Here is an 11,177-nt window from a genome sequence, read left to right as displayed (position 1 = left end):
CCGACTGCCGTCGGCACGATATGGGGGCCGGCCACCCCGAATGCCCGCAGCGCCTGACGGCGATTGACGACTGGCTGTTGGCCACCGGCATCGAGCAGGCCCTCACCCATGTCGAGGCCGAGAAGGTCGACCTTGCCAACGTGGAGCGCGCCCATACCCATGGTTATGTGGCCGAGATCGCCGACCTGCTCAAGGGCTGCGAGAGCAGCGGCGACTCACGCGCTGTCGACCCCGACACCGTCGCCTGCCCCTACACCTGGGCGGCGACCCTGCGCGCCGCCGGCGCGGCCGTGCAGGCGACCGAGATGGTCTTGAACGGCGGTGCTGAGAACGCCTTTTGCGCGGTGCGCCCGCCCGGCCATCACGCCACCCGCGACCAAAGCATGGGCTTTTGCTTCTTCAATAATGTCGCCGTGGCGGCGCGTTATGCGCTGGATGTGCGCGGCCTGCAGCGGGTCGCGATTGTTGACTTTGATGTTCACCACGGCAACGGCACCGAGGACATCATTGCCGGCGATGACCGGGTCTTGATGGTCAGCATCTTTCAGCATCCGCTCTACCCCTACAACGGCGCCGTGCCCAAAGGCGAGAACATGGTCAATGTGCCGGTACCGGCCTACACCAAGGGGGCGGAAGTCCGCGCCCTGATCGAGGCCATGTGGATGCCGGCGCTGGAGGCCTTCAAGCCCGAGATGATCTTTATCTCGGCCGGCTTTGATGCCCACCGCGAGGATGATCTGGGGCAGCTCGGCTTGGTGGAGTCCGACTATGAATGGATGACGCAGCGCATCAAGGATGTTGCCGCCAAGCATTCCCAAGGCCGCATCGTCTCTTGCCTGGAGGGCGGCTATCACCTGGACGCGCTGGCCCGCAGTGTCGGCGTGCATCTGCGTGTACTGGCCGGCATCTGAGACCAGCCGGCCGTTCAAAAAATATTATTGATCCTGAATGACAAGTAAAGCCATTGACTTCGCCGAGTTGCGCGAACTGGGCGAAGCCCTTTTAAGCCCAAATTCCCTGGTCGGTTTGGCCATTTTGACGGCCTGCCTGGGCCTGTCTTGGGTGGTGGTGAGTTTGCTGCAGCGGCGCATCCATCACCAAAAACAGTCGGTGTTTTTCGGCCAACGCATCGTCGACGGCGTGCTGTTCCCCATCCTTGCCTTGCTCTTGGCCCTGTTGGCCAAGGCGGTGTTGCCGATGCTGGGTATCTCGCCTGCGGTGTTCAAGCTGGCGGTGCCGGTGCTGGTGTCGTTATTGATCATCCGGCTGACGGTGCAGGTGCTCAGAACCGCCTTGCCCAAGTCGGCCCTGGTCGAGCTGGTGGAGCAGTCGGTGTCTTGGGCGGCCTGGGGCGGCTCGATTTTGTGGGTGATCGGCGTCTTGCCCTGGCTGCGCGATGAGTTGAACGACATCACCTTCAAGCTCGGCGCCACCAAGATCTCGGTCACCAATCTGATCGAGGCGGGGGTGACGGCCTTGATCGTGGTGGTGCTGGCGCTGTGGGTCGCCTCGGTGATCGAGTCGAGACTGCTGCGCGTTGCCGGGTCAGGCAGCGGCGTCGATCTGTCGCTGCGCAAGATCGCCGCGAACATGACGCGGGCGCTGCTCTTGCTGGCGGCGATTTTGTTTTCGCTGTCGGCCGCCGGCATGGATTTGACCGCGCTGGGCGTGATGGGCGGCGCGGTCGGCGTCGGCATTGGCTTGGGGCTGCAAAAGCTCGCCTCCAACTATGTGTCCGGCTTTGTGATCCTGGCGGAGCGCTCGCTGCGCATCGGCGATATGGTCAAGGTGGATAACTTCGAGGGCCGCATCACCGACATCAAGACCCGCTTCACGGTGATCCGCGCCTTGAATGGGCGCGAGTCCATCGTGCCCAACGAGTTGTTGGTGACGCAGCGGGTCGAGAACTCCTCGCTGGCCGACCCCACGGTCTTGATCAGCACCGTGGTGCAGGTGGCTTATGGCACCGACTTGGACGCGCTGCTGCCGCAGCTGACCGACGCCGTGCGCCATATCCCGCGCGTGTTGAAGAGCCCAGAGCCCTCGGTGCTGCTGACCCAGTTTGCCGCCGACGGCCTGGAGCTGACGGTCAGCTTTTGGATTGCCGACCCCGAAAACGGTCAGGCCGGCGTGCGCTCCGATGTCAATCTCTGCCTGCTGCGCAAGTTGAATGAGTTGGGTGTGGATATCCCGTTCCCACAGCGGGTGATGCATCAACTGAGCCCCGCCGCCGTGGCCGCGACTTGACGGCGCGCATGGCCGAGCCATGACTACCGGCATGCGGCTTTGGCTATGCCCGACTGGTACAGCCGAGCATGAGCGTCATGCAATTTTCAAACCCAGGCTGTGGTGTTGTACCGAGCGCGGCCCTGAAGCTTCACAACCCGTTTCAGCCCTCCTATGTCGATTGAAGAGCGCATTCAGATAGCCGTCCCGCCTGGGGTCATCGACCGGATTTGGAGCGAGGTTGACCGTTGGCATCTTTGGGATCCGGACACCAAGCGGGCCCGACTCAATGGGCCGTTCGCCGTTGGCGCAAGGGGCCAAATCGTGCCCAGCAAGGGCATCGGCGTGCCCATGCTTGTGACCGAACGTAGCGCGGGTCGCTCCTTCACCGTCGAGGCTTACATCCCTTTTTTTCGCATGCACTTTGAGCATCGGGTGGCGCCGCTGGCCGGTGGGTCGGAGGTCACTCACCGGGTTTGGTTCACGGGTGCGCTGGCCTGGGTGTTTGGGCCAGGCGTTGCCAAGCAGCTTCGCGTCGGGCTGCCTCGCACCATGCAGTCACTGAAGGCCTATGCCGAGCGCCCTTGAGGATGGCGAGCATCCTTAACGTTGATATGGTTTCTTCCTGTCAAGCGCAAACACCAATCCCTCTGCGTTGCAGATCAAACTAAAAACCTGATGCCGGGCGGGGAACGTGGCGGAGCCCGTTGCTGTCACCCGATGTGGATGCACGACGGTTGTTCATGCTGATATTCGAGGGTTGGTTACCTTCAAGACAAGTTTTCGTCGCAGGGCTGAGCCCGGACACAAGGCGTCCTGAGGACGGCTTTGCCTGGCGAAGGGCGGAGCCTCAGGCTCGGTGCGGCTTGCCAGGCACCTTCGGTCTAGGGGCTGAGATAGCGCACCGGCATTGCTGCCGTGTGGGCTCACCAATAACGTTGCCGAGGATTCCCTTGATGGCCGTGGCTGCGCCACGTTCCCGATCCGGCCGTTGGTCTGTGTATTTTGTGAGTTAGCTCCTCGTGCCTTGCTAGCTTGAATTCTTCACCTTCAAGACTGTATTGAGTGCGTGTGCATCAAGTAGCGGTGCTTGACGTGGGCTCGGACTTGACGCCCTTCCAGCCTGAGCGCTGCACTTCTTGGCCGATGGCCCACACGAAGCCCACCGGCTCGCGGGCCACCGCCACCGTGGCTTTGGTTTTTAACATCCGGCGAGCCAGCAGCCGATTGAACTTGGCGTTCAGCCGCAGTTGCGCTTTCCACGCAATGTCGATCACGGCCTTGGGTAGACCGTCTTGGCGAGTGGCGATAACGGGACTCACCTGCGGAGCGTGGCGGTAGTGCCAAGCGACCTCGACCAGCATGCGTCGGGCTGCGGAGTTACCGGCCTTGGTAATGGCGCCTTGGCGGCGCTTGCACGATCGGCATCAGGCCCCATGCGGGCAGGGTTTCACGCATGGCTTGCTCAAGCCGTTCGATGCGGGCTTGCGTCTCGGTGATCGCGTGCAGGTATTCCTGGAACGCGATTTGTTGGGCGGGGTAGCCGAGCGTGACCTTGGCCAGCCAGCGCAGGTGGGCGGCCGTCCAGGAGGTCTTGCCGGCGTAAGGGATGCCCTGGCGCAACAGCAGGGCCTTGAGCCGATGGCGGCCATTGCGCTGCTCGCGCACGCCATCCTCACGGGCCCGCACCAGGTCACGCACGGCCTCATCCACGCCGTCGGGCACGCGCACCGCGACGAGGGCGCCGGAACGTGCCAGCTTGGACAGCAGCATGGCGTCGCGGCGGTCGGTCTTGACGCGGTCCCCTGGCGCTCTGGGGATCGAGGACGGCGCCACCACTTCGCAGCGCAAGCCCTGTGCGGTGAGGTGGCGCGAGATCACGAAGCCGCAGGGTCCCCCTTGCAGGGCGCGCCAAGCCAGAGGCCCGGCCCTTCGCCAGGCCCAAGCCGTCCTCAGGACGGCACGTGTCCGGGCTCAGCTTCGTAGACGATGTGCAGCGGCTGCCCTCGGCTGATGAGGCGGTGCAGCGCCTTGCCCAACCAGGCGAGGTCGCCCTTGATGCTGCCGATGTGTCGGATCTCGGCATCACGCGGCGCGTCCGCGACGGCGATATCGATACTGTCTAAATGGGGCGTCCAAACCCACAAACAAGATGGTAGGTTCACTCATGGTTCGACGCCTTGCTAACTTGCAACGCCCCGGCAGAACTTCTGCCGGGTGCACTGGTGTAGAGCTCTACAGGCCCTGTGCCTGCAACCTACGGCTTCGCAGGAGTCGGGCCACCTGAATTCGCGAAGCCATTTTGTCTAGGTCCAACAGCCCGCAGCCCGCTCCCTTCTCGGAGAAGAAAGGTAGTTCAACTCATGACGCGCTATGAAAAGGCGATCCACGCCGTGCGAGACGTATTTACTCCGTCATCCGTCGCGAGTCTCACCTTCGTTCCTCGTGAATCAATCAACAACAAACTAGTTGATGCACTGAGTACCAAGGGTAAACAAGTGATTGTTTACGGACATTCTGGGTGCGGCAAGACAACCTTGCTAGAGAACAAGTTGGCGCAACTCTTCTCTTTGCACGTTAAGACCTCGTGCATGAAGGGCATGACGTTCGAACAGATACTTGCTGACCCGCTCCGTCAACTGAAGGCCATGTACGTGAGTGAGATGGCCGCCAAAACGACTGGTAAATTCGGGGCAACGCTTGGGACGCCCAAGGACATCGCGTTTCCAGTCGGATTTTCAATTGAACACAGCCAAGAGGACGCTGCAAAAACCGTCCCGATTGCGGCAGCTTCGATCACACCGCAGATCGTAGCCGAGGTGCTTGGACTCAACAATGCGTGCTGGGTCTTGGAGGATTTTCATAAGATCGATACGTCTGAAAAGACGAAGCTCGCGCAGTGTATGAAAATGTTTATGGACTTAAGTGCGAGATATCCAGATCTAAAAATGATATTCATTGGTGCTGTGCACACAGCGCACAAAGTCGTTGAGTACGACCCCGAACTTCGAAATCGCGTAGCAGAAGTGTCGGTTCCACTTATGACGGAAGATGAATTGCGTCAAATAATCAGGCTAGGTGAGATTGCACTTAATATTAGAATTGATCAGAGAATCTCAGACCGAATAGTTTCCGTTTCCAACGGATTGGCTGCGGTAACGCACCAAATCGCCTTGAATTTTTGTCATGCTCGTGGAATTGAGTGCACTCAACCAGAAATACTGTATCTAGATACGGCAAAATGGATACCAGCTCTTGAAAAGTATCTTGAAAGCTCGTCGGATACTCTTAGAACTGCGTTCGAGAAGTCTGTAAAAGATATGAAGAAGAGAAAGTATGATCATGGACGAGTAATCTTGCGAGCACTAACGCGCTTTTCACAGGAAGGCGCTACACGAATTGAGATATTTCAAAAAATACGTGAGGTAGAACCAGCCTATCCCGCTGCGGGTCTTTTAAGTCACTTAAAGGCTCTGCAAAGCGAAGCTAGGTGCAACATACTATCGTACGACGAAAATACGGGAGATTACGCTTTTTCTGAGCCTGTTCATCGCGCATTCTGTTATATGCTTTTTGAAAGTGAGTCAAAAGCAAACGTGAAGGTCTCAAAGGAACCTATTTCGGTATCTGACTTTCTTCGACAATTAGTACCTGAATTGGCCGAACAAATTGCAAGACTGGAACAGGCGAAGAATGGTAACGGTACTAAGACAGAAGCTGACAGAAATTAGAATGAAGTAGTCAAAGGTTAGACTTGGCAGGCTGCTGAAATACCTCGCACCGCCTCCATGTTTGCGCTTAACATAGCCGGTATTACTTATTCGATCAAATTCCAACATTCATGCGTGGCGCCGACACCTTCACCGAAAGCCTGTTCGCCTTCGCGAAGCTGGAAGGCTTTGTTCCTGCGAATCACCCGTTCCGCTCGATTCACACCATGGCAAACATGGCACTGGTGAAGCTTGGCCCTTTGTTCGCTGGTATGTGTGAGCCCGAGTTCAAGAGCGGCCGACCCAGCATCGCGCCTGAGAAGCTGCTACGAGCGATGTTGCTGCAGGTGCTTTGCAGCGTGGCAGCGAACTCGGCCAGCGTCTCCCAAGCGCATTGCATCAGAAGGCTGTAGACCAACTTCTGATGTACCCAGGCGAGGCCGCGCAATTCTTGCGGCAAGGTAAATGTGATCAAGAAGTAGGCGCCCGGCAACAACGCTTGCGTCTGGCGTTCGATCCAGCGCTGGCTCTCAAAGTGCTGGCAGTGCGGGTAGCTGCGGTGTCCGCAGGAATTCGGCACCAGTCGCTGCGTGCTGCAGTCGCCGCATTGCGCCAGCATCTGCTTGGCGAGACTGCTGCGGCTGGCCTGCATGGCGGTCAGTGCGTGGAGGTGGCTGGGCAGCAGCCGATCGCCGTACTGGGCCATCAGCTCAGGCCCGAAGCGCGCGATGACCTTGGCCAGCGTGGTGCCTGGAGGCGACCGGACGAGCGTCGGCGCGCTCACTTGAGGGCTCCCCAGCTCAGCTTGAAGCCGTTCATCAGCGCGTCGATGCTCTGCGTGGCCAGTGCTTCGGTCTGGCGGGTTAGGTGGGTGCCCCGGGTCGCAGACCCGGGGCCTTCGTCAGGCACAAACAGTCCTCAGGACTGTTTGAGTCCGGACTCAGTAACGGTTGGTGGTGAGGATGGAGTGGTGGCCGACGGTGTGCTGAACATCAGCCAAGCTAACGCCGACTTCGATTGGATGGGTGGCATAGCTGTGGCGCAAACTATGAGGGCTGATTTTTTTTGATGCCGTAGGCCAGCGCCAACCGGCGCAATGCGAGCTGCACGCCACCGCGGTCCAGCGGCGTGCGGGCCAGCGCGGCGGCTTGCACGCCGCCGTGGTGATTGGGGTACAGCAAGCGCGGGGTTGCGGTGAATCAGCCAGAAGCGGCGCAGCAGCCCCAAGGTGGCGGCGGGTAGCGGCACAAAGCGGTCGCGGTTGCCCTTGGAGTCGCGGATCTGCACGCGCGAGCGCGAGGCGTCGATGTCGGCGACGGTCAGGGCCAGACCTTCACTCAGCCGCAGGCCCAGGCTTTAGAGAGTGAAGAACAACACCCGGTAGCTCAGCACATGGGTGGCGGCGAACAGCGTTTGGGCCTGTTCAACCGTCACGAAGCCAAACAGATCGAGCTTGACGGCGCTTCAGGAATGTAAGGCGATGCGCTGAGCAAAGTAATCTTTCAGTTGATCGGCGCTGAGGGTGTCAATCTGCCAATTGAAATGCTCGCCCATGCAGCGAATGGCGCGGGCCTAGGCATCCACTGTCTTGGGCTGCAGGCCTTGCAGTTGGCGGCGTCTGAGGAGGCTGGCGTAGCGCTGCTCGAAGGCCGGGGTGGCATTGACCAATGGCATCATGTGAAGAGCTCCTTGGGTGAAATGTGCTTCATGCACAATCAAACCGTCAGAATTGACGGTGTGACCATGAACATTACATCCGCAAGGGCTCAGGGGGAATGGCTCCGCGCAGCGGCTTCGGCTAAACCGCATGCCAAGCTGATCTACACAGCCATCGGCGGCGGCAATGCCGACGGCGACCCGTTCGCGATGAGTGGCGCGCCCGAGGTGCGCAAGTCGACGCTGACGCTGAACATGACGCCGTGCGGCGAGCGCAAGGGTCTCAGCAAGCAAGACCTGGAGGGGCAGCTGCGTGCGGCGCTGGACGTCTTGCCCAGCGCACGGGTCAAGGTCGGATTTGGCTGCAGCAGTGAAAAGTACGTGATCGTGCTGGCCGGTGAAGACGGCCACGCGCTGGCCGAGCATGTGCAAAAGGTCGAGCGCGAGCTGCGCGCTATTGCCGGCATCGGCGCGGTCACCTCGACCTCCAGCCGGGTGCGCCCGGAGCTGATTGTGCGGCCCGACTTTGCGCGCGCCGCCGACCTGGGCGTCAGCGTGGCGGCGATTGCCGATACCTTGCGCAATGCCCCCGCCGGCGACGATGACCAGGGCCTGGCCAAGCTCAATCTGGCGCCGCGCCAAGTGCCTATCGTCGTCAAGCTGCGTGCCGACGCGCGCTGATCTGGCCCTGCTGGCCAGCTTGCCGGTGCCGGGCAGCCGTGGGCCTACGGCCTTGTCCAATGTAGCCAGCTTGGAAATAGCCCGTGGCCCCGCGCAAATAGATCGTTATGACCGGCTGCGCAATATCAATTTCGAGATCGAGTTGAACGGTCAGCCGCCGGGCTTGGTGGAAAAGACCGCCCTGGGCCTGCCCACGCTGGCGAACCTGCCGCCCGGCATCATCCAGACCACCGTCGGCGATGCCGAGGCCATGGGCGAGCTGTTCGAGAGTTTTGGCCTGGCGATGCTGACCGGGGTGGCCTGCATCTACATCGTGCTGGTGCTCTTGTTCAAGGACTTCATCCGGCCGGTGATGATTCTGGCCGCCTTGGCGCTGTCGATCCCGGGTGCGTGCTTGGCGCTCTTCATCACCGGCACGGCGCTCTCGATGCCGTCGATGATCGGCTTGATCATGCTGATGGGCATCGCCACCAAGAATTCGATTGTGTTGGTCGACGATGTGGTGATCGCCCGTCGCGACCATGGCCTGGCGCGCTTCGAGGCGATTCTCGACGCCTGCCACAAGCGCGCGCGGCCGATCGTGATGACGACGATTGCGATGGGCGCGGGTATGCTGCCGATTGCGCTGGGTTGGGGGGTGGATCCGCGCTAACGCGCGCCGATGGCGATCGTCGTGATCGGCGGCCTGATCACCTCGACCTTCCTGAGCTTGCTGGTGATACCGGTCGTGTTCAGCGATACGGATGACGGCACGCAGCGCTTTGCCCGCCTGTTCAAACGCCCAGCGCCGCTCTCAAACGACGCCGTCAAGACTTGAAATTTGGAGTTACGCAGCCATGATGATCAAGATGAAAAAACCGCTTGGGTCGATTTGGGTACGTGGCGCGCTGGCCTGCAGCTTGGTCTTGGGCTTGACGGCCTGTCGCACGCCCGATGCCGTCGTCTTGAGTGGCGATCCTTTGCCGCTGCTGGACGCGCCGCCAAGCGCGGCCGTGGCCTTGGACGTCAGCACCGAGGATCTGGATTGGCAGGACGGCACGCGCCAGCGCGCGGTGCCGGCGCGCTTGTACTGGCCCAGCCGCGCCTCAGCCCAAGCGGCCGGCGTGCCGCTGATCGTTTTTTCTCACGGCATCGGCGGCTCGCGGCGCGGCTACAGCTATCTGGGTGCCTATTGGGCAGCCAAGGGCTATGCGACGCTGCATGTGCAGCATGTGGGCAGCGACCGCACACTCTGGACGGGCAACCCTTTCGGGCTGGTCGGGCGCTTGCAAGATGCGGCCAAGGAGAGCGAGGCCTTGAGTCGGGTCGCCGACGTGCGTTTTGCGCTGGATCAGTTGCTGCTGGGGCCGCGCGGCAACCAGATTGACCCAAGCCGAGTGATTGCGGCCGGCCATTCTTACGGTGCCAACACGGTGCTGCTTTTGGCCGGCGCGCAGGTGGTGCGGCGTGGCGCGGTGATGGAGCAGTTGCGTGACCCACGCTTCAAGGCGGCGATCCTGATCTCGGCCCCGCCGTTTTATGGCGAGACCGAGCGCACCGCTGAGATTCTCAAGCCCATCACCATCCCGACCCTGCACATCACAGCCACCGAAGACGTGATCGTCATCCCCGGCTACCACTCGACTGCGAGTGACCGCATCGCCGTTTTCAAGGCGACCGGCAGTGCGGCCAAGTCTTTGGTGGTGTTCGAGGGCGGCTCGCACAGCATGTTCACCGACCGCGCCGGCACCGGCGGCGTCACGCTGAATCCGCTCGTCAAGACCGCCACCAAGGAGGTCGCCTTGGCCTTTCTCAGCCAGGTCTTTGAGGGTCAAAACTTGCCGCTGCAGCAGTGGAGCGAGCGCCATCAGGCGATCGTCAACCATATCCAATTGGATCTGGTGGCTCAGCCCTTGAGCGTGGTGCGACCGGTGGGCTCGCAGCTGGCCACCGGCTTGGGGATAGCGCCCTCCAGATCCGAGATCGAGCAGGCGTCCAGCTCCGAGCAGTAGCAAGCCTAGACGCTGATCTTGGCGCGGCCCTCGCGGTCAAACTGTTTCCAAAGGGCTGCCGCCTCGGCGTCTTTGATGGCCGGTTGCGCCCAGGAGAAGAGCTTGACGCTGCTGTCCGGCTGGAGGCGCAAATTTCGGCTCGGGGTCGGCTTCGGGCTTGATCAGTTTGTGCGCTTCAATCAGGGTCGGAATCTGTGGCTATTGCGTTGGCTGGGGCGGCCGTCTATCGCCCTCGATCGGCCGATCAAGTCAGCCGCGCTCCCCAATTCAAGCTGACAAGGGTAAGGGTCACTTGAAGGATTGAGTTTGAAGTGTCGGTTTGTGCCCGGAGCGGAAATCCAAATGCGGCGTTGCCACGCTTCGTTGACTCGGCCCGCCGCCGTGCTCATGGTGCCCGGGTCGACTCTGGCGAACCGACTTCCCTCGGTGCTCGCTGCGCAGGTCAGCGGCGGCAAACTCACTTCGTTCGCTGCGCTCACTGCGTTCAAACAGGTGCCGCCGAGTCAGATGTTGATGCGCGCTGCGCGCGCCTGACCCGCTCCGCTGCGCCCTCGGCCGGGCACAAATCGCCCGTCGGCGGGCCGAGCCAACTCCGGCGCGGGCGTTTGGCACGGAGAAGGAGAGCGGTGTTGGCGATGCAAGCGCACGGTAGCTCGGGGCGTCGCCGGGCGATTTGCGAGGGGCTGAGCAGCGCAGCGACTTGGGGCCGCGCGCGAAGCGCGCTTCAACATCTAGCTTGGCGCCGCATGTCTGAACGTAACGAGCGCAGCGAGTGCAGTGAGTTCGGCGCCAGCCCCAAGTCGCGAGCAGCGCAAGGCAGTCGGCCCGCCAGGGCCGACCCCCAAGCCATGAGCCCGGTGGCGCCCCGAGCTGCCGTGCCTCCCGAGGAAGCGCCATGGACGGCTCCGGGCAC

Annotated in this window: 11 protein-coding genes and 4 pseudogenes; 7 read left to right on the top strand and 8 right to left on the bottom strand. The window is 61.4% G+C overall.

The genetic code is table 11. The features are described 5' to 3' along the window. From RMO57_RS00230 to RMO57_RS00220, 3 genes are all read left to right on the top strand, one after another. The coding region (locus RMO57_RS00230; protein WP_310383169.1) for a histone deacetylase family protein at positions 1–911 on the top strand (911 nt) is incomplete at its 5' end. Positions 912–948: 37 nt separating this feature from the next. Then, positions 949–2,247, top strand: coding sequence for a mechanosensitive ion channel family protein (locus tag RMO57_RS00225; RefSeq protein ID WP_310383168.1), 1,299 nt, complete (start codon positions 949–951; stop codon positions 2,245–2,247). A 153-nt stretch (positions 2,248–2,400) separates the two neighbouring features. Further along, a complete protein-coding gene (locus tag RMO57_RS00220; protein ID WP_310383167.1) occupies positions 2,401–2,814 on the top strand; it encodes an SRPBCC family protein in 414 nt (137 codons plus the stop codon). Between the two features lie 488 nt (positions 2,815–3,302). Here RMO57_RS00220 and RMO57_RS00215 read toward each other — a convergent pair whose 3' ends face one another. From RMO57_RS00215 to RMO57_RS00205, 3 genes are read right to left on the bottom strand one after another with little or no spacing between them, the layout of a single operon-like run. Further along, positions 3,303–3,590: a hypothetical protein gene (locus RMO57_RS00215; RefSeq protein ID WP_310383166.1), complete on the bottom strand. Its 288-nt coding sequence runs from the start codon at positions 3,588–3,590 to the stop codon at positions 3,303–3,305. A gap of 16 nt (positions 3,591–3,606) precedes the next feature. Beyond that, positions 3,607–4,131, bottom strand: coding sequence for an IS110 family transposase (locus RMO57_RS00210; RefSeq protein WP_414896346.1), 525 nt, complete (start codon positions 4,129–4,131; stop codon positions 3,607–3,609). A gap of 47 nt (positions 4,132–4,178) precedes the next feature. Further along, a complete protein-coding gene (locus RMO57_RS00205; RefSeq protein ID WP_310383164.1) occupies positions 4,179–4,391 on the bottom strand; it encodes a hypothetical protein in 213 nt (70 codons plus the stop codon). Positions 4,392–4,589: 198 nt separating this feature from the next. Here RMO57_RS00205 and RMO57_RS00200 point away from each other — a divergent pair, with 198 nt between their 5' ends. Both RMO57_RS00200 and RMO57_RS00195 read left to right on the top strand, forming a co-directional pair. Further along, positions 4,590–5,957 (top strand): hypothetical protein, encoded by a 1,368-nt coding sequence (locus RMO57_RS00200; protein WP_310383163.1) that lies wholly within the window; start codon positions 4,590–4,592, stop codon positions 5,955–5,957. Between the two features lie 110 nt (positions 5,958–6,067). Then, positions 6,068–6,328, top strand: a pseudogene (locus tag RMO57_RS00195) (IS5/IS1182 family transposase); the annotation flags it as partial. A gap of 77 nt (positions 6,329–6,405) precedes the next feature. Here RMO57_RS00195 and RMO57_RS00190 read toward each other — a convergent pair. The 4 genes and pseudogenes from RMO57_RS00190 to RMO57_RS21920 all read right to left on the bottom strand — a co-directional run. After that, a pseudogene (locus RMO57_RS00190) lies at positions 6,406–6,720 on the bottom strand (transposase zinc-binding domain-containing protein); the annotation flags it as partial. Between the two features lie 156 nt (positions 6,721–6,876). Continuing rightward, positions 6,877–6,981 carry a tyrosine-type recombinase/integrase gene (locus RMO57_RS21925; RefSeq protein WP_414896345.1) on the bottom strand — a complete coding sequence of 35 codons (105 nt, stop codon included), beginning with the start codon at positions 6,979–6,981 and terminating at the stop codon, positions 6,877–6,879. A gap of 1 nt (position 6,982) precedes the next feature. Next, complete coding sequence (locus RMO57_RS00185; RefSeq protein ID WP_310383160.1) at positions 6,983–7,117, bottom strand: hypothetical protein; 135 nt, start codon at positions 7,115–7,117, stop codon at positions 6,983–6,985. Positions 7,118–7,142: 25 nt separating this feature from the next. After that, positions 7,143–7,277 (bottom strand): annotated as a pseudogene (locus tag RMO57_RS21920) (integrase); the annotation flags it as partial. 423 nt (positions 7,278–7,700) lie between these two features. On the opposite strand from RMO57_RS21920, the pseudogene RMO57_RS00180 reads away from it, so the two are divergent. Next, a pseudogene (locus tag RMO57_RS00180) lies at positions 7,701–9,090 on the top strand (efflux RND transporter permease subunit); the annotation flags it as partial. A 19-nt stretch (positions 9,091–9,109) separates the two neighbouring features. After that, positions 9,110–10,264 carry a hypothetical protein gene (locus tag RMO57_RS00175; protein WP_310383158.1) on the top strand — a complete coding sequence of 385 codons (1,155 nt, stop codon included), beginning with the start codon at positions 9,110–9,112 and terminating at the stop codon, positions 10,262–10,264. A gap of 5 nt (positions 10,265–10,269) precedes the next feature. Here the strand turns inward: RMO57_RS00175 and RMO57_RS00170 are convergent, their stop codons facing one another. Then, complete coding sequence (locus RMO57_RS00170) at positions 10,270–10,395, bottom strand: hypothetical protein (RefSeq protein ID WP_310383156.1); 126 nt, start codon at positions 10,393–10,395, stop codon at positions 10,270–10,272. Between the last annotated feature and the right edge of the window lie 782 nt (positions 10,396–11,177).

This window comes from Roseateles sp., from assembly GCF_031397715.1.
Lineage (GTDB): Bacteria > Pseudomonadota > Gammaproteobacteria > Burkholderiales > Burkholderiaceae_C > Paucibacter_A.
Note: the sequence above shows the minus strand (reverse complement) of the source record. Positions and strands in the feature narration are given on the sequence as shown.